The sequence below is a fragment of the Limnohabitans sp. Jir61 genome (genome assembly GCF_003063545.1).
In the GTDB taxonomy this organism is placed as follows: Bacteria; Pseudomonadota; Gammaproteobacteria; order Burkholderiales; family Burkholderiaceae_C; genus Limnohabitans.
The window spans coordinates 1,155,995-1,181,915 of the sequence record NZ_NESD01000001.1; the positions used below are offsets into that span (position 1 = coordinate 1,155,995).

Annotated in this window: 20 protein-coding genes; 9 read left to right on the top strand and 11 right to left on the bottom strand. The window is 55.5% G+C overall.

The features are described 5' to 3' along the window. Positions 1-30: 30 nt before the first annotated feature. The 9 genes from B9Z35_RS05710 to B9Z35_RS05750 all read right to left on the bottom strand — a co-directional run bounded on the left by B9Z35_RS05710 (position 31) and on the right by B9Z35_RS05750 (position 11,051). On the bottom strand, positions 31-375 hold the full coding sequence (locus tag B9Z35_RS05710; protein ID WP_108282646.1) for a TfoX/Sxy family protein: 345 nt from the start codon (positions 373-375) through the stop codon (positions 31-33). Beyond that, positions 372-1,052 carry a HEPN domain-containing protein gene (locus tag B9Z35_RS05715; protein WP_108282647.1) on the bottom strand — a complete coding sequence of 227 codons (681 nt, stop codon included), beginning with the start codon at positions 1,050-1,052 and terminating at the stop codon, positions 372-374. Before B9Z35_RS05715 ends, B9Z35_RS05710 begins: the two co-directional genes overlap by 4 nt. 35 nt (positions 1,053-1,087) lie before the next feature. Beyond that, positions 1,088-2,149 (bottom strand): phospholipase, encoded by a 1,062-nt coding sequence (locus tag B9Z35_RS05720; RefSeq protein ID WP_108282648.1) that lies wholly within the window; start codon positions 2,147-2,149, stop codon positions 1,088-1,090. A 15-nt stretch (positions 2,150-2,164) separates the two neighbouring features. Further along, positions 2,165-4,549, bottom strand: coding sequence for a Tex family protein (locus B9Z35_RS05725; protein ID WP_108282649.1), 2,385 nt, complete (start codon positions 4,547-4,549; stop codon positions 2,165-2,167). Positions 4,550-4,675: 126 nt separating this feature from the next. Further along, positions 4,676-5,608 carry a glutathione S-transferase family protein gene (locus B9Z35_RS05730; protein WP_108282650.1) on the bottom strand — a complete coding sequence of 311 codons (933 nt, stop codon included), beginning with the start codon at positions 5,606-5,608 and terminating at the stop codon, positions 4,676-4,678. A 33-nt stretch (positions 5,609-5,641) separates the two neighbouring features. Further along, positions 5,642-6,064 carry a PaaI family thioesterase gene (locus tag B9Z35_RS05735; RefSeq protein ID WP_108282651.1) on the bottom strand — a complete coding sequence of 141 codons (423 nt, stop codon included), beginning with the start codon at positions 6,062-6,064 and terminating at the stop codon, positions 5,642-5,644. A gap of 18 nt (positions 6,065-6,082) precedes the next feature. Next, positions 6,083-7,258 carry an acetyl-CoA C-acyltransferase gene (locus tag B9Z35_RS05740; protein ID WP_108282652.1) on the bottom strand — a complete coding sequence of 392 codons (1,176 nt, stop codon included), beginning with the start codon at positions 7,256-7,258 and terminating at the stop codon, positions 6,083-6,085. 21 nt (positions 7,259-7,279) lie between these two features. Beyond that, positions 7,280-9,379 (bottom strand): 3-hydroxyacyl-CoA dehydrogenase NAD-binding domain-containing protein, encoded by a 2,100-nt coding sequence (locus tag B9Z35_RS05745; protein WP_108282653.1) that lies wholly within the window; start codon positions 9,377-9,379, stop codon positions 7,280-7,282. Between the two features lie 31 nt (positions 9,380-9,410). After that, positions 9,411-11,051, bottom strand: coding sequence for a 3-(methylthio)propionyl-CoA ligase (locus tag B9Z35_RS05750; protein ID WP_108282654.1), 1,641 nt, complete (start codon positions 11,049-11,051; stop codon positions 9,411-9,413). 117 nt (positions 11,052-11,168) lie between these two features. On the opposite strand from B9Z35_RS05750, the gene B9Z35_RS05755 reads away from it, so the two are divergent. From B9Z35_RS05755 to B9Z35_RS05785, 7 genes are all read left to right on the top strand, one after another. Further along, positions 11,169-12,680: a YdiU family protein gene (locus tag B9Z35_RS05755; protein ID WP_370444113.1), complete on the top strand. Its 1,512-nt coding sequence runs from the start codon at positions 11,169-11,171 to the stop codon at positions 12,678-12,680. Next, the gene (gene msrB, locus B9Z35_RS05760) at positions 12,677-13,084 is read left to right on the top strand and encodes a peptide-methionine (R)-S-oxide reductase MsrB (protein ID WP_233246477.1); all 408 of its coding nucleotides are present in this window, start codon (positions 12,677-12,679) and stop codon (positions 13,082-13,084) included. The genes B9Z35_RS05755 and msrB overlap by 4 nt, the downstream gene beginning before the upstream one ends. 8 nt (positions 13,085-13,092) lie before the next feature. Then, positions 13,093-13,638, top strand: a complete 546-nt coding sequence (locus tag B9Z35_RS05765; RefSeq protein ID WP_108282656.1) for a septation protein A — start codon at positions 13,093-13,095, stop codon at positions 13,636-13,638. Continuing rightward, positions 13,635-13,904, top strand: coding sequence for a BolA family transcriptional regulator (locus tag B9Z35_RS05770; RefSeq protein ID WP_108282657.1), 270 nt, complete (start codon positions 13,635-13,637; stop codon positions 13,902-13,904). The genes B9Z35_RS05765 and B9Z35_RS05770 overlap by 4 nt, the downstream gene beginning before the upstream one ends. An 8-nt stretch (positions 13,905-13,912) precedes the next feature. Further along, positions 13,913-14,695: a peptidylprolyl isomerase gene (locus B9Z35_RS05775; RefSeq protein ID WP_108282658.1), complete on the top strand. Its 783-nt coding sequence runs from the start codon at positions 13,913-13,915 to the stop codon at positions 14,693-14,695. Between the two features lie 66 nt (positions 14,696-14,761). Continuing rightward, positions 14,762-16,759, top strand: a complete 1,998-nt coding sequence (locus B9Z35_RS05780; protein ID WP_108282659.1) for a U32 family peptidase — start codon at positions 14,762-14,764, stop codon at positions 16,757-16,759. Positions 16,760-16,773: 14 nt separating this feature from the next. Continuing rightward, positions 16,774-17,421, top strand: a complete 648-nt coding sequence (locus B9Z35_RS05785; RefSeq protein WP_108282660.1) for an MOSC domain-containing protein — start codon at positions 16,774-16,776, stop codon at positions 17,419-17,421. A 42-nt stretch (positions 17,422-17,463) separates the two neighbouring features. On the opposite strand, the gene purL is transcribed toward B9Z35_RS05785, so the two are convergent. Continuing rightward, entirely contained in the window at positions 17,464-21,456 is a 3,993-nt protein-coding gene (gene purL / locus B9Z35_RS05790) for a phosphoribosylformylglycinamidine synthase (protein ID WP_108282661.1), read from the bottom strand. A 119-nt stretch (positions 21,457-21,575) separates the two neighbouring features. Then, positions 21,576-22,352 (bottom strand): DUF2971 domain-containing protein, encoded by a 777-nt coding sequence (locus tag B9Z35_RS05795; protein ID WP_108282662.1) that lies wholly within the window; start codon positions 22,350-22,352, stop codon positions 21,576-21,578. 106 nt (positions 22,353-22,458) lie between these two features. On the opposite strand from B9Z35_RS05795, the gene map reads away from it, so the two are divergent. Both map and B9Z35_RS05805 read left to right on the top strand, forming a co-directional pair. Next, the gene (map, locus tag B9Z35_RS05800) at positions 22,459-23,271 is read left to right on the top strand and encodes a type I methionyl aminopeptidase (RefSeq protein WP_108282663.1); all 813 of its coding nucleotides are present in this window, start codon (positions 22,459-22,461) and stop codon (positions 23,269-23,271) included. A 12-nt stretch (positions 23,272-23,283) separates the two neighbouring features. Continuing rightward, a complete protein-coding gene (locus B9Z35_RS05805; RefSeq protein WP_108282664.1) occupies positions 23,284-25,881 on the top strand; it encodes a [protein-PII] uridylyltransferase in 2,598 nt (865 codons plus the stop codon). Positions 25,882-25,921: the final 40 nt, after the last annotated feature.

Below are 25,921 nucleotides of genomic sequence, written 5' to 3' on the forward strand. Positions count from 1 at the left end.
TCCCCCGTCTCGACAAGAAAAAAGTAGCGATCAGCGCTTGGGCTTGTTTTTGGCAGCTTGTGCGCGAAGTGCAGCCTCAAAGGATGTGCGGCCCCAAAAGCGTGCTTCCTCACGATCATCTAGAAGCGCCTCAGGCGCTGACCAATAAGACAGTTTTACAGCCTTGTCGCGCTGCATATAGGTAAAAGGCTCAGAGCCAGCAGCTTCAAATTGCGCCACGTTGCGCGCATCGGTTTTCAAATACAAACGCCCTTGGGCATAAAGGCCAAACATCAAGCCATCGTGATAAATGCCCCAGCCGCCAAACATACGGCGGGCGCGTATCGGGCCGAATGCATCAAAGACTTCGTGCAGGTAGTCGATGGATTCGTTCAAGGTATTTTTACTTCAAAAAGTGCATGACCTGTAATTGCTAAAACGTGTTGGTTAACTGCACCTCCAGTTTTCCCTGCCGCACGCTTAATAAAGTCTAGATAGTCAACGGCTAGCTCTTTCGTTACTGTACTTTTAGCTCTCCCTCGATGAGCAATTTCACCTCTAATTTCAACAAATCTATCGAGTTTTTCTCTTGCTTTTTGAGGTGGGAGTTTCTTAGCCCAGTTCCATTTTTCTGAAACATTTGATAAACCAATAGCAGACTCAAAGAGCTCATCAATATTTTTATATTTGGGTGTATTTAACTTTCTGTTTCTATTTGCTTGTAGTTGCATCAACCTATCTTTTAAGACACTTCTCCATTTTTCGTCAGCAATATCCCAAATGGCTAATTCATCAGCTTTGGATTTGAGTTCTTTAGCGATTAACTTTTTAATCTCTTTTGGCAGTTTTTCTGAAGAGCTCGCGTGGTTCACTATCAACTCTAGTCCTTCCTCCGCTATCTCTTCACAGTATGCCTCCCAATATGATGTAGTTAGCACGATTGCTGATTTGGTAAGCACTTCTAATCCATAGCGCCTACCGGGTGCATTGCCCCCCTTTTCTTGATGTAGGTCCAAAAGTGCTTTTACGTCTTTTAAATTTTTATCTAATGCAGCTCTTGCTTTACTTGGCATAGGAATCCAAATATTTTAATTATAAATAATTACAACTAAAGAATCCTAATTCGTCCAAATAAAGATGAATTAGCAAGGCAGTCTTGAAACTCCTGCGCTAACTGCTCACTTGCACCCACCGCCTCATTCCAGACCTTCACCCGCCCCTCAAAGTCAGAGGCATAGGTCACAAAGTCGCTGCGGTCTGGCAACTTTCCGTTGGGCAAGGTTTTGACCCACTCGGGGTTAGGGGCCAAGACGATGGTGTTGTCTAGAAACGGTGTGGCTTTGTGCCGCCACTTCAGGGCTTTGTCTAGCCAGCCAGGAACCACCGCTTGTTGAAAGTGTGGATACAGCACCAGCCCCTTGTAGTTGAGGTGCAAGTGGTAGTCGGTGATGCCGCCGTCCCAATACGCGCCCGTTGGTGCATCAGGAATGTCGTGGACGGCTTGCAGCACAAATGGGATGGAGCAACTGGCTTGCAACGCGGCCATGAAGTTGCGCTCGTTCAAGGCCATGTGTTGGGTGGCAAAGTCATCCGCAGCAAACGGCAGCTCGCCTCGGCTGGAAAAAACCACGCGCTCTAGCCACGCGCCCATGGCTTTGCGCTGCACTGCATTGCTCAGATACGCACCTGCGTAGCCCAAGGGGGTTAGAAGCGGGTGCTCATGATGCAGGATGTGTTTGCCACGCGAGGTCACCACATGTAAGCGATAGCGAGGGTTGTTGAGCACTTCGCTGACATGGCCGCCATAAAACGCTTGCAGGGTTTGGCTGAACTCGTCGCTCACCTGTTTGGCGCTGGGGCGCTTTTGGCCTTCGGGTACTTTGTACTCTTGGTGGATGTAGTCATGCGACAAGCGTTCAAACCCGAGAACGGGGTTGTCCAAACACGCCGTGGTCATACGCCACGCGCCAATGGATGCACCAACGAGGTCGATGGGTTGTGTGCTTTGCGACAACCACTCGCCGAATAAAAAGCGGTCCAGTGGCCCGAGGATCAAACCCTTGGGCCCACCCGCCGCAGCGGGAATTACGCCAATGTGTTCGGGCTTCAAGCCATTGGCCTCGATGTGGGCCATGGCTTTGGGGCCAGCGTAGATGTGTAGGGCTTTCAACGCGTGGCCTCGGGCTTACTTCTTCAAACCTTGCAGCTTGGCAAAGGCACTTGCCATGGCCGAACCTGCAGCCGCTTGTGGCGGTGCGGTGTAGCCACTGCTGTAGCTGCCACCACCACCTGCTCCACCACGAGGACGGTTATCACGGCCAGCGTGTTCAAAACGGTTGTCGCGTGGACCATCGCGCTTGGCAGGTGCACCGTCCATCTTCATGGTCAGGCTGATGCGCTTGCGGGCCACGTCCACTTCCAGCACTTTCACCTTGATGATGTCGCCGGTCTTCACCACTTCGCGAGCGTCAGTGATGAACTTGTTGCTGAGTTGACTCACGTGAATCAAGCCGTCTTGATGCACGCCCAAATCGACAAACGCGCCGAAGGCAGCCACATTGCTGACCGTGCCTTCGAGCACCATGTCGACCTTCAAGTCTTTGATGTCCTCCACGCCGTCTTGTAGTTTGGCCACTTTGAAGTCGGGGCGTGGATCGCGGCCTGGTTTTTCGAGTTCGCTCAAAATGTCTTTGACGGTGATCACCCCAACGGTGTCGTTTGCAAACAGCTCAGGGCGCAATGTTTTGAGCATGTCTGCGCGGCCCATCAGCTCGGCCACGGGTTTGCCCGTTTGCGCCATGATGCGCTCGACCACTGGGTAGGTTTCGGGGTGAACCGCTGTCATGTCCAGCGGGTTATCGCCATCGCGGATGCGCAAGAAGCCTGCGCTTTGCTCAAACGTTTTCGCACCTAGGCCTGTGACTTTGAGCAACTGCTGGCGGTTGGCAAACGCGCCATTGGATTCGCGCCAACGCACCACAGCTTTTGCGGTCGTGGTGCTCAGGCCCGACACGCGGGTGAGCAACGGCACGCTGGCCGTATTCAGGTCCACACCCACTTTGTTCACGCAGTCTTCCACCACTGCTTCAAGGGTGCGCGCGAGTTCGCTTTGGTTCACATCGTGTTGGTACTGGCCCACGCCGATGGACTTGGGGTCAATCTTCACCAACTCAGCCAAGGGGTCTTGCAAGCGGCGCGCAATGCTGGCTGCGCCACGCAGGCTCACGTCTACATCTGGCATTTCGTTGCTGGCGTATTCACTGGCGCTGTAGACCGACGCTCCGGCTTCGCTGACCACCACTTTGTCGATGACCTTGCTTGCGTCATGCTTGGCCATGAGTTTGATGAGTTCACCTGCCAGTTTGTCGGTCTCGCGGCTGGCTGTGCCGTTGCCGATGGCAATCAGGTTCACGCCATGTTTCTCGGCCAGCTTGGCCAAGGTGTAAAGCGAGCCGTCCCAGTCTTTACGGGGCTCGTGTGGGTAGACGGTCGACGTTTCCACCAGCTTGCCTGTGGCATCAACCACAGCCACTTTCACACCGGTGCGAATGCCTGGGTCTAGGCCCATCACCACGCGTGGGCCAGCCGGTGCTGCAAGCAACAAATCGCGCAAGTTGTCGGCAAACACTTTGATGGCCACCTTCTCGGCCTCTTCACGCAGACGGGTGAACAAGTCGCGCTCGGTGGATAGGCTGAGCTTCACGCGCCAAGTCCACGCCACGCATTTGCGAATCAGGTCGTCCCCTGCCCTGCTGGAATGGCTCCAGCCGAGGTGCAAAGCAATCTTGCCTTCGGCCAAGCTCGGCTTACCCGGCTCAGGCTCTACGGGAAGAACCAATTTAGCGTCGAGCATTTCCAACGCACGACCACGGAACACGGCCAAGGCGCGGTGCGATGGCACGCGGCCAATGGGCTCGTCGTAATCAAAGTAGTCGCGAAACTTCGCCACGTCGGGGTTGTTTTCGTCTTTGCCTGCAGCGAGCTTGCTGCGGAACAAGCCTTCGGCCCACAGCCATTCGCGCAAGCTTTGAATGAGCGCGGCGTCTTCAGCCCAGTGTTCGCTCAACAGGTCGCGCACACCATCCAGCACAGCGGCCACGGTGCTGAAATCGGCCCCTTCAATCTTGCCCGCGGGCAAGATGAACGCTTCGGCTTCCACATTGGGGTTGAGCGTGGGGTCGGCAAACAGCTTGTCGGCCAGTGGCTCCAAGCCCGCTTCTTTGGCAATCATGCCCTTGGTGCGGCGCTTGGGCTTGAAAGGCAAGTAAATGTCTTCCAGCTCTTGCTTGGTGGGCGCAGCTTCGATGGCGGCGAGCAACTCAGGCGTGAGCTTGCCTTGTTCTTGAATGCTCTTGATCACGGCAGCGCGGCGGTCTTCTAGCTCGCGCAGGTAGCTCAGGCGCGCTTCGAGTTCGCGCAGCTGAATGTCGTCCAAGCCGCCTGTGACTTCTTTGCGGTAACGGGCAATAAATGGCACGGTCGCGCCACCGTCGAGCAGCTCAACGGCAGAGCGCACTTGGGCTTCGGAGATCTTGATTTCGTCCGCCAGCTGGCGGGTAATTTTTTGCATGTTTTCAGTCAGTCGAATTCGCTAAAGCGGGCAATTTTGCCCTAGCCGCAAAACGTACTCGCCCAAAACAAACAAAGCGCCTGAATAGGCGCTTTGTGGTGGGTAGTTGTCAGTTAACTCGGCGCTTTAACTGGCCGATTTCAAAATAAACCCGACCCTCGGGAAATGCACTTGCACCGTGCCCGCACGTTCATCGTGGCGGCGAATGGTGTATCGCGTGCGGGTGGCGGCCACCAGTTCGCCTGCGGTGGGCTCTAGACCGAAAGATTCTGCAGTGATCACCACTTGGCTGCCCAAGGCGATGCCATGATGGTCGATGAACGGCTCGTGTGTCATGTCGATGGGTTGGCTGTCGTGCGCAATTTGAATCGCTTGCGTAGACGACAAATCGGTGTGCGTGCCGTGGCCAAACTTTTCCATGCGCAGCAACCAATCGCGCACATTGGGTGTGGCATCAAAGATACCGGCCAAGTTAGGCACTTGGCGCAGGGTGTACCACGTGGGGTGATAGGCCGAGAAGTCGGCCACCGAAGGCGCGTCACCCAGCAAGAAGGTGTTGTGCTCCAGCATGTGTGAGAGGCGGCGCAAATAGCTTTTGTACATGCCGATGGCATCAGCCGCCAACATGCGTGGCGCACCATTACGCATGGTGGTGCGATCCTGCACAAACACTTTCACATCCTCGGGTGACCACGATGCCAACACATGAGCAGCGCCCGCTGGCTGAAAGTTATAGGCCATCGCAATAGGAAAGACCGTGCTGTCGACCCAGTTCGACACAATGCGTGCTGCACCCTTCACAGTTTCTGGATACAGCGTGGGTGTAGGCGCGATTTGTTCGAGCACATCGCAAATCAAGCTGGAGTCGCAATAAACATCTGCTCCGATTTGCATGAAAGGCGTGCGGCGATGCCCGCCTGTCAAGGCCACCACGTCGGGCTTGGGCATGTACATCGGGATCGTGACGCTTTGCCAGTTGAGCTTTTTGTAGCCCAAGATGAGGCGAACCTTCTCTGCAAAGGGCGACATGGGGTAGTGATGAAGAATGATGCCTGACATGGTCGTCCTTAAAAGTGAAGCGCCTGAGGCCGCTTAGTCGGTTGAAATTTCGTGCAGCTCGGTAGGTGCTGCGTCTCGGCTGGCGTATTTGAAAGTGCCTGTTGCGTGGGCGCACGCGTTGCCCGCCTCGTCGAACACCGTGCCTTCGGTGAAGGCCATGTTACGCGTGCGGTGAATCAATCGCCCCTTGGCGGTCAAGGTGCCACGTGCCGGCTGCATGAAAGATGTCTTCATCTCGATGGTGACAGCGCCCATGCCTTTGTCCACGCTGCGTGCGGCTGTGGCGAGAGTGACGTCCAAGAGCGTCATCACCGCGCCGCCATGCGTCACGTTGAATGAATTGAGGTGTTCGGGTTCTGGTCTGTAGCGCAGTTCGGAAAGACCATCGTCAAAGAACACCATCTCAAAACCCAAATGGTCCACAAAGGGAATGTAGGCGCCAAAACTTTCTTGCATGCTGTTCTCCTTGCGTAATTACAGAACTTCAAAGATACCAGCTGCACCCATGCCGCCGCCAATGCACATGGTCACGCAAACGCGTTTGGCGCCGCGGCGTTTGCCTTCGATCAGGGCATGGCCTACTAAGCGCTGGCCGCTCACGCCGTAGGGGTGACCCACTGCGATTGCGCCGCCGTTGACGTTGAGGCGGTCATCTGGAATACCCAGTTTGTCGCGGCAGTAAAGCACTTGCACTGCAAAGGCTTCGTTGAGTTCCCACAGGTCAATGTCGCCCACGCTCAGGCCTAAGCGGTTGAGTACTTTGGGGATGGCGTACACGGGACCAATGCCCATTTCTTCAGGCTCGCAGCCGGCCACGGCAAAGCCGAGGAAACGGCCCAAGGGCTTCAAGCCGCGTTTGCTGGCGTGCTCTTCGCTCATCACCACGCAAGCACCTGCGCCGTCTGAGAACTGGCTGGCGTTACCGGCGGAAATCAAACCACCAGGCATGGCTGACTTGAGGTTGGCCAAAGCTTCCACAGTGGAGCCTTCGCGAATGCCCTCGTCTTTGCTGACCGTGACTTGCTTCGTCATCAAACCCATCACTTTGTCGGCAATACCGGCTTTGACAGTGATGGCTGCGATCTCTGCGTCAAACAACCCTGCCGCCTGAGCAGCAAAGGCCCGTTGTTGGCTGCGCGCACCATATTCGTCCATGGCTTCGCGGCCAATGTTGTATTTTTTGGCCACATGTTCAGCGGTTTGCAACATGTTCCAATACATCTCTGGCTTTTTCTTTTGCAATGCCAAGTCGATCAGCATATGTTGGTTCATCTCTTGTTGCACACACGAGATGCTTTCCACGCCACCGGCCACATACACATCGCCCTCGCCCGCAATGATGCGTTGGGCGGCAGTGGCAATGGTTTGCAAGCCAGACGAGCAAAAACGGTTGATGGTCATGCCCGACACCGACACAGGGCAATCGGCCATGAGTGCGATTTGGCGGGCAATGTTGGTGCCGGTTGCGCCTTCGGGCAAGGCGCAGCCCATGATGACGTCGTCCACCTCGGCGGCTTCTATGCCGGCGCGTGCAATGGCGTGTTTGACGACGTGACCACCCAAGGTCGCGCCGTGGGTCATGTTGAAAGAGCCCTTCCAGCTTTTGGCAAGCGGTGTGCGGGCGGTAGAGACGATGACAGCGTTGGTCATAAGATTTCCTTAATTCTGTGTTCAGTTGAAGGTTTTGCCTTCGGCGGCGAGCTTGGCGAGCAAAGGTGCTGGCTTCCAAAACTCGGCGTCATCGTGCGGGTTGGTGGCAAAGCGTTGCATGGCTTGCACCACGTTGAACAGGCCCAACTCGTCGGCATAGTTCATGGGGCCACCACGGTAGATGGGGAAGCCATAACCGCTGATGTAGACCATGTCGATGTCGCTGGCCTTGCTGGCAATGCCTTCTTCCAAGAGGTAGGCGGCTTCGTTCACCAAGGCAAAGTTGAGGCGTTGCACGATTTCTTCATCACTGATCTTGCGTGGCTTGATACCCAGCGATTCGCGGTGTTTGGCAATCATGGCCTCCACGTCTTTGTTGGGGATCGCGTCGCGTTTACCTGGTTTGTAGTCGTACCAACCAGCGCCGGTCTTTTGGCCGAAGCGGCCTTGTTCGCACAAGAGGTCTGCGGTTTTGCTGTAGCGACGTGTGGGGTTTTCTGCGTATTGGCGTTTGCGAATGGCCCAGCCAATGTCGTTGCCTGCCAAGTCGCCCATGCGGAACGGGCCCATGGCCCAGCCGAACTTTTCAGCAGCACGATCCACTTGATCAGGAGTACATCCCTCATCCAGCAGGAAGCCGGCTTGGCGACCATACTGGTCAATCATGCGGTTACCGATGAAGCCATCACATACGCCAGACAGCACAGCGATTTTCTTGATTTTCTTGGCCACGTCCATGGCCGTGGCCAGCACGTCTTTGGCGGTGTCTTTGCCACGCACCACTTCGAGCAGTTTCATCACGTTGGCTGGGCTGAAGAAGTGCATGCCCACCACGTCTTGTGGACGCTTGGTGAAGTGAGCAATTGTGTTGAGGTCCAAGGTAGAGGTGTTGGACGCCAAAATCGCGCCCTGGTTCATCACCGCATCGAGTTGTTTGAACACCGCTTCTTTCACGCCCATGTCTTCAAACACGGCTTCAATCACGAGGTCGGCATCTTTGATGTCGTCGTAGCTCAGCGTGGTGCTGAGCAGCGCCATGCGCTCGGCCATCTTGTCTTGTTTGAGTTTGCCTTTTTTGACACGGTCTTCGTAGTTTTTGGTGATCGTGGCTAGGCCTCGGTCCAAGGCTTCTTGTTTGGTTTCAATCATCTTGACTGCAATGCCTGCGTTCAAGAAATTCATGGCAATGCCGCCGCCCATGGTGCCTGCACCAATGACAGCCACCAATTTGATGTCCCGCACAGGTGTGTCGCTGGGCACGTCGGCAATTTTGCTGGCGGCACGTTGTGCGCCAAACAAGTGGCGCAAGGCGCGGCTCTCAGGTGTCCACATGAGGTTGATGAACTGCTCGCGCTCGTACATCATGCCCTCGTCAAATTTCTTCTTGGTGGCCATCTCCACGGCGTCCACCGCCTTAGGAGGCGCTGGGTAGTTTTTGGCCATGCCTTTGACCATGTTGCGTGCGAACTGGAAGTACGCGTCACCTTGTGCGTGCTTGCAAGGCAGGTCACGCACTTTGGGCAGTGGGCGAACATCGGCCACTTCACGGGCGTAGGCCAAGGCTTCATCCATCAAGCTCCTGGGTGACATGGCCATTTGGTCAAACAGTTTTTGGCCGGGCAACATGCTCAGCATGTCGCTCTTGATCGCTTCACCGCTCACGATCATGTTCAATGCAGGTTCCACACCCAAGGCGCGTGGCAAGCGTTGGGTGCCGCCTGCGCCGGGGATCAGGCCCAATTTGACTTCAGGCATGCTGATGCTGGTGCCTGGTGCACACACGCGGTAGTGGCAACCCAGTGCCAACTCTAAGCCGCCGCCCATCACCACCGTGTGCATGGCAGCCACTACAGGCTTGCTGCAGTTTTCCACGCAAGAAATCACGCTGAGCAAGTTAGGTTCTTGAAAGGCTTTGGGCGAACCAAACTCACGCACATCTGCGCCGCCTGAGAATGCTTTGCCGTGGCCTGTGATGACCACTGCTTTGACCGCTGCATCAGCCTGCGCTTGCGCAATGCCTGCCACAACGGCGCGGCGTGTTTCAAGCCCCATGCCGTTGACTGGTGGGTTGTTCAAAGTGATCACAGCAACATCGCCGTGTATTTGGTAGTCTGCACTCATTGCATTTCCTTCATTAAACGAATTGATCGGGTTAAACGGTGGGCAGCTTGTAGTCTTTGAGCTGCTCGCGTAATTTGGTTTTGAGCATCTTGCCGGTGGCTCCAATTGGGATGGCATCCACAAACACCACATCGTCTGGGATTTGCCACTTGGCTGTTTTGCCTTCGTAGAAAGCCAGCAGTTCTTCACGGCTCACTTGCGCGTCGGGCTTCTTCACCACTGCCACGATGGGCCGCTCGTCCCACTTGGGGTGGGCCACGCCAATGCAAGCCGCCATCGCCACAGCGGGATGCGCCACGGCGATGTTCTCAATGTCGATCGAGCTGATCCATTCACCGCCCGACTTGATGACGTCTTTGCTGCGGTCGGTGATTTGCATGAAACCATCGGCGTCAATCGTGGCCACGTCACCTGTAGGGAACCAGTCCAGACCGTCTTTGTCTTTCACAAGCGGACTGCCCTCGCCTTTGTAATAGCTAGACACCACCCATGGGCCACGCACCAGCAAGTCACCATAGGATTTGCCATCGTGCGGTTGCTCGCCGCCCGCATCGTTCACGATCTTCATGTCCACGCCATAAATGGCACGACCTTGCTTCATCAGCAATTTCATTTGCTCTTCTTTGGGCAGCTTGAGGTGTTTGTTCTTCAAGGTGCACAACGTGCCCAAGGGGCTGAGTTCGGTCATGCCCCAAGCGTGCAACACCTCCACACCATAGTCGTCTCGGAAGGCGTCAATCATGGCCGGCGGACAAGCCGAACCGCCAATGACAGTGCGCTTCAAAGTAGAAAACTTCAAGCCGTTGGGCTTCATGTAGGTCAACAACATTTGCCACACGGTGGGCACACCTGCGGCGTAGGTGACGCCTTCGTTCTCGATCATCTCGTACACCGACTTGCCGTCCATGCCGGGGCCTGGGAACACCAGCTTGGCACCTGTGAGCGCCGCGCTGTAAGGGATACCCCAAGCATTGACGTGGAACATCGGTACAACAGGCAGGATGGCATCGCGCGCCGAGATGCACATCACATCTGGTAACGCAGCAGCATAGGCATGTAAGGTGGTGGAACGGTGGCTGTACAGCGCGGCTTTTGGGTTGCCTGTGGTACCGCTGGTGTAGCACATGCTCGACGCCGTGTTTTCGTCAAACACCGGCCATTGATATGAGATGCTTTGGCTGCCAATCCAAGCTTCGTAGCTGACGAGATTAGGAATGCCCGTGTCAGTAGGCAGTTTGTCGGCATCGCACATGGCTACCCACTGCTTGACTATGGGGCACTTGCTGTGCACCGCTTGGATGATGGGCAAAAACGTCATGTCAAAGCACAGCACTTGGTCTTCGGCATGGTTGACGATCCAAGCAATTTGCTCGGGGTGCAAACGCGGGTTGATGGTGTGGAGCACGCGGCCCGAGCCGCTGACACCAAAGTACAGCTCAAGGTGGCGGTAGCCGTTCCAAGCGATGGTGGCTACCCGGTCGCTGAAACCGATCTTCATGCCATCCAGTGCATGGGCGACTTGACGCGAACGACGAGCGACGTCTGACCAGGTGTAGCGGTGAATATCGCCTTCGACGCGGCGTGACACCACCTCACCATCGCCGTGGTGTTTGTCTGCAAAATCAATCAAACTTGAAATCAGCAGGGGTTGGTCTTGCATCAAGCCAAGCATGTCGGTCTCCTTTGGTTTTACTTTTTCGCACGATCGTGCTTTTTTATCTATTGTGCCAACTCTTTGTGACGTTTTCAGTAAACCCACAAAAAACCAGCCTATGGATAACCCGAGACAATGCAGGCCATGTTTCATCGCCCCGACCTTCCAACTGCTGACTTGGCTTGGCTCAATTCCTCTGAAAAGGGTTTTGCTTCTCTAGGCGAAGCGTTTGCAACGCCAACCGAACCCACACCCTTGCCAGCAGCCCATTGGGTGGGATGCAACGATGCCTTGCGAGGTGCGCTGGGCTTACCCACCGACTTGTGGGAGCAGCAAGAGGCTCTAGAACTGTTCAGTGGCAACCGACTCACAGCCAATCAACCCATCTACGCCAGCGTCTACAGCGGCCATCAGTTTGGCCAGTGGGCGGGTCAGCTGGGAGACGGCCGCGCCTTGAACCTTGGCGCGATTCACACACCCGAGGGCTTGCAAGAGTTTCAGCTCAAAGGCGCTGGCCCGACACCCTACTCTCGCCGAGGAGATGGCCGTGCGGTGTTGAGGTCGAGCATCCGCGAGTTTTTGGCCAGCGAGGCCATGCATGGTTTGGGCATTCCCACCACGCGGGCTTTGTGCGTGACTGGCTCACCAGCCCATGTGCGACGTGAAGAGATCGAAACAGCCGCTGTGGTGACTCGCGTGGCCCCGAGCTTTGTGCGCTTTGGCCACTTTGAGCATTTCGCATCCAACGGCCAAATCGAAGAGCTGCGTGCCTTGGCCGACCATGTGGTGACCGCACATTTTCCCGAGTTACAAGAAAAACAAGGCGCTGATCGCTATGTGGCCTTGCTGCACGAAGTCACGCAACTGACCGCAGCATTAATGGCTCAGTGGCAAGCCGTTGGCTTTTGCCACGGCGTGATGAACACCGACAACATGAGCGTGATCGGCCTCACACTGGACTATGGCCCCTTCCAATATTTGGATGGATTTGACGCCAACCACATTTGCAACCACTCCGACCACCAAGGCCGCTACGCCTATGCGCGTCAACCGCAAATTGCCTACTGGAATTTATTTTGCCTAGGCCAAGCTTTGATGCCCTTGATTGAAGAGCAAGCTCCCGCCTTGGCTGCGCTGGAGAGCTACAAGCAATCCTTTCCCGAAGCGATGGACCAGCGCATGCGCGACAAACTGGGCCTAACCGGTGCGCACGAAGGAGACCGCGCTTTGGCAGAAGCCCTGCTGCAAGCCCTGCAGAAAGACCACGTGGACTACACCGTGTTTTGGCGACGCTTGAGTGTGGCCGTGCGCGAATCAGCGCAAAGCGCGCAAGCGTTCGAGCCTGTGCGAGATCTGTTCATGCATCGCGAGGTGTTTGATGCATGGTGCATTCGTTACCTAGACCGCCTTGGCCCAGCCAACCGTCAATCCACAGGCGACGCCATGCTGCGCACCAACCCCAAATACATCTTGCGCAACCACTTAGGCGAGCTAGCCATTCGCCAAGCCAAGACCGGCAACTTCGCCATGGTGCAAGACCTGTGGCAAGTGCTGCACGCCCCCTTTGACGAACATCCCACTTACGAAGCTTGGGCTGGCCTTGCGCCAGAATGGGCCTCATCCATCGAAATCAGCTGCTCCTCATGACCATCCAAAAAACCGAACAAGAATGGCGCGCCCTGCTGGCCGCTAAAAACGCTGAGCCTGTGGCCTATGAAGTCACGCGCAAAGCCGCCACTGAGCGCCCTTTCACAGGCAAATACGAAGACCATTGGGAGAAAGGCAGCTACCACTGCATCTGTTGCGAAGCCAAACTGTTCGACGCGTCCACCAAGTTCGATGCGGGTTGCGGCTGGCCCAGCTTTCACACAGCGGCCAGCGAAGAGGCCATTGCAGAGCACAGCGACACCACGCACGGCATGCTGCGTGTGGAAACGGTGTGCAGCCAATGCGGTGCACACTTAGGCCATGTGTTCAACGATGGTCCTGCTCCCACCGGCCTGCGGTACTGCATGAACTCGGCTTCGTTAGACTTCGTACCTAACAAATAAACACGTTTATGAAATTACTGCTCGACTTCTTTCCCATCATCCTGTTTTTCATCACGTTCAAAACGTGGGGCATCATGGCCGCCACGGCCGTAGCCATTGCTGCCACGCTGCTGCAAATTGGCTACCTCTGGCGAAAGAACGGTTTTGTGGAACCCATGCAATGGGTCAGCTTGGGCGTCATCGTGGTGTTTGGCGGGGCAACGCTGCTCACCCAAGACGAAACCTTCATCAAGTGGAAGCCAACCGTGTTGTACTGGCTCATGGGCACCGCTTTGTGGGTGGGGCACTTTGTGTTCAAGCGCAATTTCATTCAGCAACTCATGAGTGCACAGGTTGAACTGCCTGCCCATGCATGGGGTGTATTGCTGCACAGCTGGGCTTGCTTCTTTGCGGTCATGGGCTGTATCAACCTTTGGGTGGCCAACAACTACGACACCGACACCTGGGTGAGCTTCAAACTCTTTGGCGGTTTGGGCCTGATGCTGGTGTTTGTGGTGGCGCAAGGCGTCTACATGAGTCGCTTCATCAAAGAGCAACCCGAGGACGCAGCGTGAACATCACCTCACAAGCGCTGACGCAGAAATTACAAGAGCGCTTAAACCCCGTTTTCCTCGAAGTTTTAGACGAAAGCGCGGCGCACGCAGGCCACGTTGGTGCGAATGAAAGCGGCTTTGGTACACACTTTCGCGTACGCATTCAAAGTGACATCTTTACTGGTAAATCCCGCGTTTCGCGTCATCGCCTTGTGTATGATGCATTGCAAGAATATATCGATCAAGGCTTGCACGCCTTGGCGATTGAAGTCATAGAAAACCCTTGAGACCTGACATGAAAAAACAAATGATTTGGACCGCCGTTGCAGCAGCTGTATTCGCTGGCTTGAGCATGAGCGCCACCGCACAAAACATCGCCATCGTCAATGGCAAGGCTGTGCCAACTAGCCGCGCTGAAGCGTTGGCTCAGCAAGTGGCCCGATCTGGCCGTCCAATGACGCCTGAAGTTGAAGGTCAAATCAAAGAGGAAGTCATTGCCCGTGAAATCTTCATGCAAGAAGCGCAAAAGCGCGGCTTGGACGCCACGCCTGAGTACAAAACTCAAATCGAACTGGCCCGTCAAACCATCTTGATTCGTGAGTTGTTCAACGAATTCCAAAAGACATCGGCTGTCACTGATGCTGATGTACAAGCCGAATACGACAAGTTTGTGGCGGCCAACGGTGGCAAAGAGTATCGTGCGCGTCACATCTTGGTAGAAACACAAGCCCAAGCCGACGCCATCCTTGCGAGCCTGAAAAAAGGCGGCAAGTTTGAAGACATCGCCAAGAAACAATCCAAAGACCCAGGTTCAGGCGCCAACGGTGGTGACCTCGATTGGGCTGCTCCGGGTAACTATGTCAAAGAGTTCTCAGAAGCCATGGTGGCTTTGAACAAAGGCCAAGTCTCTGCACCGGTGCAAAGCCAATTTGGCTTCCACATCATCCGTTTAGACGACGTGCGTGAAGCCCAGTTGCCTGCGTTGGCCGATGTGAAACCACAAATCGTGCAACAAATGACACAACAACGCATGGCCGCTTTCCAACAAGAACTGCGCGCCAAAGCCAAGGTCGAATAACTCACCTTTGCCCCACGTACACAGCGGCCTTCGGGCCGCTTTTGTTTTTTCTAGATAATTCACGCTATGTCTTTGCTCAACCACCAACTCGAACTGCTCGCCCCCGCGCGTGATGCCGACATTGGCATTGCCGCCATTCACCACGGCGCAGACGCGGTGTACATCGGGGCACCCGCCTTTGGTGCACGAGCCAGCGCATCCAACACGCTGCAAGACATCGAGCGTTTGTGCAAGGAAGCACACCGCTTCAACAGCAAAATCTTCATCACCCTCAACACCATCTTGCGTGACGATGAGCTAGAAGCCGCGCAAAAAATGGCATGGGATGTATACCGCGCAGGTGCGGATGTGCTGATCGTGCAAGACATGGGTTTGCTTGAGCTGGACTTGCCACCCATCCAACTGCACGCCAGCACACAAACCGACATTCGCACACCCGAAAAGGCAAAGTTCATGCAAGACGTGGGCTTCTCGCAAATCGTGTTGGCACGCGAGCTGACGCTGCCGCAAATCAAAGCCATTCACGATGTGCTCGATGCTGAGCGCTGCAACTTGGAGTTCTTTGTCCACGGCGCATTGTGCGTGGCCTACAGCGGCCAATGCTTCATCAGCCATGCCCACACCGGCCGCAGCGCCAACCGAGGTGATTGCAGCCAAGCCTGCCGCCTGCCCTATCACGTGACCGATGCGCAAGGCCGCTTCATTGCGCACGACAAGCATGTGCTCTCGATGAAAGACAACAACCAAAGCGAGAACTTGGCTGCTTTGGTGGATGCGGGCGTGCGCAGCTTCAAAATCGAAGGCCGCTACAAAGACATGGCTTATGTGAAGAACATCACCGGCCACTACCGTGTGTTGATGGACGAGTTGATTGAAGCCCGTCAATACTCGGCCGACCCCGAGCGCCCACCGCTCAGCCGTGCATCGAGTGGCAACACCACGCTGTACTTCACGCCCAACCCCGAGCAAAACTTCAACCGCGAATTCACCGACTACTTTGTGCAGGGCCGCAAAGAGGACATCGGTGCGTTTGACTCACCCAAGAACCCAGGCATTGTGTTGGGCGAAGTGATGGGCACTGGCGCGAATTGGCTCGAAGTGCAGCCATACGACAAAGCCGCTGTGCTGCACAACGGCGATGGTCTGTGCTACTACGACCTGCAAAAAGAATTGGTGGGCGTGGCCATCAACCGCGCCGAGCCTACCCCTAAAAAAGGTGTGTGGCGCTTGTACCCCAAAGACCCTATTGAAGGCTTTCGCGATTTGCGCGCAGGCATGGTCATCAACCGCAACCGCGACATGGATTGGGTGCGGGGGCTTGAGAAGAACTCAAGTGAACGCCGCATTGGCACATGGGTGGAATTTGCCGAAACCCCGCAAGGCTTCGAGCTCAAGCTCACCGATGAAGACGGCCACACGGCCAGCGCCACACTGAGCTGTACCAAAGAACTTGCTAAAGATGCGGTGCGCAACGACGCCAGCCTGCGCGAGCACCTGAGCAAGTTTGGTGCGACTGTGTTTGAAGTGCTCAACCTACAAATCAACATCAGCCAGCCTTGGTTTGTGCCAGCCTCCTCACTCAATGCTTTGCGCCGCGATGCCGTCGCAGCCTTGGAGCAAGCGCGCTTAAAGGCTTATGACCGCCCCCAACGCGCCGCAGCAGTTGAGCCACCTGTGAGCTACCCCGAAGACTCGCTCACGTATCTGGCCAACGTCTACAACCAAAAAGCCCACGACTTCTACGCCAAGCACGGCGTGAAAGTGATTGAAGCCGCTTATGAAAGCCACGAAGAACTAGGCGAAGCCAGCTTGATGATCACCAAACACTGCGTGCGCTTCAGCATGAGCTTGTGCCCTAAGCAAGCCAAAGGTGTGACGGGTGTGCAAGGCACGGTCAAAGCCGAGCCGCTGATGCTGATCAACGGCAGCGAAAAACTTACCCTGCGCTTTGACTGCAAGCCTTGTGAGATGCATGTGGTGGGCAAGATGAAAAAGTCGGTGCTCAACCAACGCATCAAAGAGATGGCAGAGTCACCCATCACTTTTTACAAAACGCGTCCTTAAAGCTAGGCAGCCTCATGGCCAAGGTCTCGCTCTTCATTGGCCAAGTGCAAGCGCTGCCTGTGTCAGGCCGACCCACGGCCATGTACAAAACACAGGTACAAGGACCCATCGAATTAGATGTTGAAGGTTTTGCAGGTGACCAGCACGCTGACCTGCGTGTGCACGGTGGCCCAGAAAAAGCAGTACATCTCTATCCCGGCACGCACTACCCCAAGCTTGCCGCGCAGTTTGCCGATGCAGCCCCCTTGCTCGTGCCCGGCAGCATGGGCGAAAACATCGCCACGTCTGACCTAGATGAGCACGATGTGCATTTAGGTGATGTGTGGCAACTCGGTTCAGCACTGATTCAAGTCTGCCAACCACGCAACCCATGCTGGAAAATTGATGAACGTTTTGGGTGCGATGGCATGGCTTTGTTCATCGACCAACACCTGCTCACGGGTTGGTATTGGCGCGTGCTGCAAACCGGCACGGTTAATCCAGGCGACAGCTTGGTGTTACAGGAAGCCGCAAACCAAGCCCCTACCCTGCACCAAGCCATGACGCTTTGGCGTGAGCATCGCCCCGATTTGGATGCATTGAGCCAGCTAGCCGAAACACCAGGCATTGCCAAGGTGTGGCAAGACAAAATCAAGCAACGAGTGAGCTACTTGATGAAATAAAAAACGCAGCCGTGGCTGCGTTTTTTGATTGGCGTGAGTGAATCAACCCACCCACTGACGCGCGTTGAGCCACATACGCATCCAAGGGCTGAAGGCATCCACACCACCCGATGCAGCCAAGTCAGTCCAGCTCATTTGCACGTTGCGGAACACGCGCTCGGGGTGCGGCATCATGGCCGTGAAGCGGCCGTCTGCCGTGGTGACAGAGGTCAAGCCCCCTGCACTGCCGTTGGGGTTGAACGGGTAGGCCTCAGTGGCTGCACCGTGGTTGTCCACAAAGCGCATGGCGGGCAATGCTTTGGCTGCGTTGCCGCGTTGGCTGAAGTTGGCAAAGCCTTCACCGTGCGCCACGGCAATCGGCAAACGTGCGCCGGCCATACCTGCGAAGAACAGAGACGGTGATTCCAACACTTCCACCATGCTCAAACGTGCTTCAAAGCGCTCGCTTTGGTTGGTGGTGAAGCGTGGCCAGTGTTCAGCGCCAGGGATGATGTCGGCCAATTCAGCAAACATTTGGCAGCCGTTGCACACGCCCAAACCGAAGGTGTCGGTGCGTGAAAAGAACTGCTGCATTTGCTCAGACAACACGGGGTTGAACGTGATGCTGCGAGCCCATCCAATGCCAGCGCCCAAGGTGTCGCCATAGCTAAAACCGCCGCACGCCACCAAACCTTTGAAGTCTTGCAGCTTGGCGCGGCCAGTTTGCAGGTCGGTCATGTGCACGTCATAGGCATCAAAGCCGGCTTCGGCAAACGCGTAGGCCATCTCAATGTGTGAGTTCACGCCCTGCTCGCGCAGCACGGCCACTTTGGGTTTGGCGGCCACGTTGATGAAGGGCGCTGCCACGTTGTCGGTGATGCCCGCAGGCAAATGCACATGCATGCCGGGGTCGGTGGGGTTGCCCGCTGCGGCATGCTCGGCATCAGCGCAAGCAGGGTTGTCGCGCTGTTGGCAAATCTTCCAGCTCACGCTGTCCCACACTTGGTGCAGGTCGGCCAGCTTGGCTACAAACACTTCTTTGGTGTCACGCCACACGCTGATCTCGCCCTTGCCTTTATCAATCGTGGACGATTGGGGGCGAGTCTTACCCACAAAGTGGCTGTGCTTGGACAAGCCATGCTCGCGCAAGGTTTGCATTACCTCGTTGCGCTCAGACGTGCGCACTTGCAGCACCACGCCCAACTCTTCGTTGAACAAGGCTTGCAGCGTCAGCTCTTCGCGACGGGCGCTTACCTGTGAAGCCCAGTTTTTGGTGTCACCGTATTCGGCACGGCTATCGTTGATGCCGTCGCCTTCGGTGATGAGCATGTCCACATTCAGCGCCACACCCACTTGGCCAGCAAAAGCCATTTCGCACACAGCGGCTATCAAGCCGCCGTCGCTGCGGTCGTGGTACGCCAAGATCTTGCCTTGTGCGCGCAAAGCGTTCACAGCGTTGACGAGTTTGACCAAGTCTTGTGCATCGTCGAGGTCTGGCACTTGATCGCCTGCTTGATTCAGCACTTGGCCCAAGATGCTGCCCGCCATGCGGCGCTTGCCCTCGCCCAACTGCACCAACACCAAGGTGGTGTCTTCGGTGTTGTTGAGCTGCGGCGTGAGCGTGCCGCGCACATCGGGGATGGACGCAAACGCGCTGATGATGAGGCTCACAGGCGAGGTGACTTTTTTGGTCTCGCCGTTTTCGCTCCATTGCGTGCGCATCGACAAACTGTCTTTGCCCACCGGGATAGAAATGCCCAATGCTGGGCAGAGTTCTAAGCCCACTGCTTTGACGGTGTCGTACAGCGCAGCGTCTTCACCAGCCTCGCCACACGCCGCCATCCAGTTGGCGCTGAGCTTGACACGGGGCAACTCAAACGGAGCGGCTAATAAATTGGTGATGGCTTCAGCCACAGCCATGCGGCCTGAGGCGGGTGCGTCGAGCGATGCGAGCGGCGTGCGCTCGCCCATGCTCATGGCTTCACCAGCGAAGCTTTGGTAGTCAGCCAAGGTCACGGCCACATCGGCAACAGGCACTTGCCATGGGCCAACCATTTGGTCGCGGTGCGTCAGGCCACCCACGGCGCGGTCACCGATGGTGATGAGGAATCGTTTGCTCGCCACAGTCGGGTGGCTCAACACGTTGATCACGGCTTCTTGCAAGCTCACGCCTGTGAGGTCCATGGGGGCGCTGGTGCGCTCTACACGCGTCACATCACGGTGCATCTTGGGTGGTTTGCCCAGCAGCACGTTCATGGGCATATCAACAGGCTGCACGGCAGCGCCTTCGTCGGCCAATGTCAAGTGGCGCTCTTCAGTCGCCACACCCACCACCGCAAACGGGCAACGCTCGCGCTCGCAGAAGGCTTTGAATTGTTCAAGCGACTCAGGCGCAATGGCCATCACATAGCGCTCTTGGCTTTCATTCGACCAAATTTCTTTGGGGGCCAAGCCAGATTCCTCCAGAGGCACAGCGCGCAAATCAAAGCGTGCGCCACGGCCTGCGTCGTTGGTGAGTTCTGGAAATGCGTTGGACAAACCGCCCGCGCCCACATCGTGAATCGCGAGGATGGGGTTGGCTTTGCCTTGTGCCCAGCAATGGTTGATCACTTCTTGCGCACGGCGCTCGATCTCTGGGTTGCCGCGTTGCACTGAGTCAAAGTCGAGCTCTGCCGCGTTTGTGCCGCTGGCCATCGAGCTGGCTGCGCCGCCGCCCATGCCAATGCGCATGCCGGGGCCGCCGAGTTGAATCAACAATGTGCCTGCTGGGAACTCAATCTTCTTGGTTTGTTCGCTGTCAATCACGCCCAAGCCGCCCGCGATCATGATGGGCTTGTGGTAGCCGCGTGTCACGCCAGCCACGTCTTGTTCGTACTCGCGGAAGTAGCCAGTCAGGTTAGGACGGCCAAACTCGTTGTTAAACGCTGCGCCGCCCAAAGGGCCTTCGGTCATGATTTGCAAAGGGCTTGCCATGTGTGAGGGGCGGCCCAGTTTGCTGTCCCACAGCTTCGACACTGTGAAGCCCGACATACCAGCCTTGGGCTTGGAACCACGGCCTGTGGCTCCCTCGTCGCGAATCTCGCCACCATTGCCGGTGGACGCACCGGGGTAAGGCGAAATGGCTGTGGGGTGGTTGTGGGTTTCGACCTTCATCAACACATGGTTGGTGGCGGACACTTTTTCGTATTGAGGTAGGTCTTTGCCATTGTTGGTGGCGATGAAGCGCTCGACCTTGTGGCCTTCCATGATGGAGGCGTTGTCCGAATACGCCACCACCGTGTATTGCGGGCTGGTTTTTTCGGTGTGGCGAATCATGCCAAACAGGCTGTGCGATTGCGCTTCGCCATCAATGGTGAACTCGGCATTGAAAATCTTGTGGCGGCAGTGTTCGCTGTTGGCTTGCGCAAACATCATCAGCTCCACATCGGTGGGGTTGCGCTTGAGCTGGGTGAAGGCGTTCACCAAATACGCAATCTCGTCCTCGGCCAAAGCCAATCCCCAACGCTTGTTGGCGTCGTGCAAAGCAGCTTCACCACCTTTGAGCACGTCTACTTGCTCCATCGGTGCAGCATGCAGTTCGGTGAACAAACCCAGCGCCTCGTCGCGTGTGCGCATGACGGACTCGGTCATGCGGTCATGCAACACGTCGGCCACGGCCAGCAGTTGTTCGGGTGTGAGTGTGGCTTTGCTCAGCAAGCCGTCTTTGAGTTGAATGTGGAACTCGGTGATGCGCTCAACGCGCTTGAGCTGCAAACCGCAGTTGTGCGCAATGTCGGTGGCTTTAGATGCCCAAGGCGACACCGTGCCAAAACGTGGCGTGACCACCAGCAAGGTACCTGCGGGTGATTTGTGCGCAGGCTCGCCATAGGTCAGCAAAGCGGCCAGTGTTTGCTGCTGCGCGGCATCCAGCGTGGCCTCGGTCGCAGCCAAATGCACAAAGCGGGCACTCAGTCCTTGAATTTGCGGGGAGATTGCCGCCAAACGGGGCAAGAGCTGTTGAACACGGAAATCGCTGAGGGCGTTGCCGCCTTCGAAAATGCTGATGTGCAGGGACACGAGGGAGCCTTGAGAAAAAGACGGAAATCGAATCGAGCCGGGCCGCTGACTGGGGCTGGTCGGCAAAGGCTAGATTTTACGTGGCTACCGAAGATGTTTTGTACACAATAAACAGATCATTATCTGTATGTCGCTTTTGATTTTGTGACCTTAGCGTCCCCATAGCCCCATAAATGCAAAAACTTTTCAACAACTGGTTCAGGAGTAATGTTTTTTGGCCCTATCACTACTTTCCGAATTGCATTATTTCTATTGACCAACTCAAGAGGAACATAGGGCGTAAGTCTGTTAACAGATGGTCGAAATTGAACTGAATCCTGATTTACTTTATTCAAAAAAAATGTGAGTAATCGCCACTCAGACTCTTCCTCGAATGCTTTATTTTTAATCTTGTATCTATTAACGATTAGTTCCTTTATCCATGTGTTTAAATCGCCTTGTCTTTCATCAATTGTTTTTAAAAAATCAAGAACTTTGTCTAGGTATTCTGAGTATTTTTCTTCTGAGTAAATGACTTCTTCTAAAGTTATATCTGCTCCGTGCCCATGATTTTGAGACGCAATTTCGTTTTGCAAATAATCCTTGGAAAACCCGATTGAAAACCCTTTTCCATCATCCGCATAACCCCGCCATTGACTCAGGCGATCGTTCTCCTTTGATAGACAAAACCCTAAACCATCACTAATTTCGTGAAATTCATTGACCATTTCTTTAGCTGTATTAGCTTGCTTCTCAGTCAAGTTAGCAGCGTTAATACGATTCAGCAAAAACTCCGTAGCTAGCAATCCTTCTTTTGAATCATTTGAGAGAGTAAGAGATGAGAGCCAAATTGATCCATTTTTGATGATCGAATGAAAAGATTGGGTCGGACAGTAGTGAAAAAGCAGATCGCTCATTTTTTAGTCATAAGTAGTTACATCTAGATTTTAAGCATCAGGTTTGAAATTCAGCCCAAATTGGCTGCAAAAACAGGACTTAGTGACGAATGGGATAATCCAGAACATGACCATCTCCATCAAAGACGCCCAAGGCGCACAAGGCATGCGTATCGCGGGCAAACTGGCCTCCGAAGTTCTCGATTTCATCACCCCGCACGTGGTGCCGGGCGTGACGACCAACCAGCTCGACAAGCTGTGCTACGACTACATCACGCAAGTTCAGCAGGCCATTCCCGCCCCGCTCAACTACAACCCCAGCGGTGACAACCCCTACCCCAAGTCCATCTGCACATCGATCAACCATCAGGTGTGCCACGGTATTCCCAATGACAAGCCCCTGAAAAAAGGCGACACAGTCAACATCGACATCACCGTCATCAAAGACGGTTGGCATGGTGACACCAGCCGCATGTTCTCGGTGGGCGATGTGTCCATCGCGGCCAAGCGTTTGTCTAAGTTGACTTACGAAGCCATGTGGCACGGCATCGTCAAGGTCAAGCCTGGCGCACGTTTGGGGGACATTGGCTTTGCGATTCAACGCTTTGCTGAGAGCCATGGCTTCTCTGTGGTGCGCGAGTTTTGCGGCCACGGCATTGGCCAGGTGTTTCATGAAGAGCCACAAGTCCTGCACTACGGCAAGCCAGGCACAGGTGAAACGCTGCAAGAAGGCATGACCTTCACGATCGAGCCCATGATCAACGCGGGCAAGAAAGACATCAAAGAGTTGGGCGACGGCTGGACTATCGTCACTCGCGACCACTCTTTGTCGGCCCAGTGGGAACACACCATCCTCGTTACGCCTACCGGCTACGAGGTGTTGACCCTCTCCGACGGCAGCCCCGCCCTGCCCGACTTTGTGACCACCACCTGCTGTTAAGCACCCCACGCGATGAACGCCTTGGCTAACCTTTACCGAAAGGACAAGGCGGCATTGCTGCTGGCCGCGTCCAGCTCTACCACCCCACGTAGCGTGAAAACCTTGTTGCACAAGCTGTGCAGCATGACCGACGACACCTTGCGCACGCTATGGGATGCTGCAGGCTTTGACAACAACCTTTGCTTGGCAGCTGTTGGCGGATATGGCCGTGGTGAGTTGTACCCGTACTCGGATGTGGACGTGCTCTTGCTCATGCCCGACGGCACATCGCCCGAAAAAGACGACGCGCTCAAAGCACAAATTGAAAAGTTCATTGGCAGCTGCTGGGACACGGGCCTAGAAATTGGCTCAAGCGTGCGCACGGTGACTGAGTGCGTGCAAGAAGCTTCGGCCGACATCACCGTGCAAACCTCGCTCTTGGAAGCACGCTTTTTGGTCGGCAGCGTCAAGCTGTTTAAAACTTTCCAAAAGCACTACGCGATCGCACTGGACCCCAAGGCTTTCTTCTTGGCCAAGACGCTAGAGATGCGTCAGCGCCACACCAAATACGAAAACACACCTTACTCGCTCGAGCCCAACTGCAAAGAGTCGCCGGGCGGCATGCGCGACTTGCAAGTGGTGTTGTGGGTAGCCAAAGCTGCAGGTTTGGGCGACAGCTGGGAGAGCTTGGGCCGCAAAGGCTTGGCCACCGACTTTGAAGTCAAGCAACTCAAACGCAACGACGATGCATTGGCCCTCATCCGCACCCGCTTGCACTTGGCAGCGAAGCGACGCGAAGACCGCTTGGTGTTTGACTTACAACACGCCGTGGCACAAAGCCTAGGGCTGGGTATTGAAGAAGATGGCACGCTCAACGCCCGTTTGGCCAGTGAAGCACTGATGAAGCGCTACTACTGGGCCGCCAAAGCGGTCACGCAGCTCAACCAAATTTTGTTGCTCAATATCGAAGAACGATTGACTGGCAACACCCAAGTGCTGCGCCCCATCAACGAGCGTTTTGCCGACAAAGCCGGCATGCTCGAGGTGACCAGCGACGATGTATATGTGAACGACCCGCACGCGATTTTGGAAACCTTCTGGCTGTACGAATCCACGGTGGGCATCAGCGGCCTGTCGGCCCGTACGCTGCGTGCGCTGTACAACGCACGCACCTTGATGGATGGCAAATTCCGCTCTGACCCCGCCAACCGCGAGATGTTCATGCGCATCTTGCAAGCGCCCAGCGGCATGACGCACGCGATTCGTTTGATGAACCAAACCTCGGTGCTAGGCCGTTACCTGTGGCCCTTCCGCCGCATCGTGGGGCAGATGCAGCATGACTTGTTCCACGTCTACACCGTGGACCAACACATCTTGATGGTGCTGCGCAACGTGCGTCGCTTCTTCATGGCCGAGCATGCGCATGAATACCCGTTTTGCTCACAACTCGCTGCGGGTTGGGATAAGCCTTGGATTTTGTTTGCGGGCGCGCTGTTTCATGACATTGCCAAAGGCCGTGGCGGCGACCATTCGCAACTCGGCCGTGGTGAAGTGCGCAAATTTGCGCGTGACCACAACCTAGAAAAAGAAGACGCCAAGCTGATTGAGTTTTTGGTGGCCGAGCATTTGACGATGAGCCACATCGCGCAAAAGCAAGACTTGAGCGACCCCGATGTGATTCAAGCCTTTGCCAAACGTGTGGGCAACGAACGCAACCTTACTGCTTTGTACCTGCTGACCGTGGCCGACATTCGCGGCACCAGCCCCAAGGTATGGAATGCTTGGAAGGGCAAACTGCTCGAAGATTTGTATCGCTACACCGCCCGAGCTTTGGGCGGTCGTGCGCCAGACGCGGATGCTGAAGTAGAAATGCGCAAGAGCGACGCACTTCAGATGCTAGCGTTGTATGCCCTGCCTTTCGAAGCGCACAAAGACCTGTGGGCCACCTTGGACGTGGGCTACTTCATGCGCCACGAGGCCGCTGACATTGCTTGGCACACACGCCAACTTTCGCGTAGTTTGTCGATCGCCAAATCACAAGAACAAGCCATGGGTGTGACGGTGCGTGCTCGCTTGTCATCCGTAGGTGAAGGCTTGCAGGTGATGGTGTATTCGCCCGACCAAGCCGATTTGTTTGCACGTATTTGCGGCTACTTTGACCAAGCGGGCTTCAGCATTTGGGACGCCAAGATTCACACCGCGACCAACGGCTATGCGCTCGACACCTTCCAAGTGGTGAGCGACCATTTTGCTGAGCACTACCGTGACCTCATCAACTTGGTAGAAACCGGTTTGACCGAAGCCATTAACGAGGCCAAGCCCTTGCCCGCACCCGGCAAAGGTCGCCAGTCACGCCGTGTGAAGAGCTTCCCTATCGCGCCGCGCGTGAGCTTGCAGCCCGACGAACGCGCCCAGAAGTGGCTGCTGAGCATTTCTGCCAGCGACCGCGTGGGCTTGCTCTACAGCATTGCCCGCGTATTGGCTGCACACAAGGTGAACTTGCTGCTGGCCAAAATCAGCACCTTGGGCGAACGCGTGGAAGACACCTTCTTGATTGACGGTGCGGCTTTGCAGCAAAACAAAGCGCAGTTGGAGATTGAGACAGAGTTACTAGCTGCCTTGCAGGATTAAACAAAAAACGGGGCTTTAAAAGCCCCGTTTGTTTTTTCAT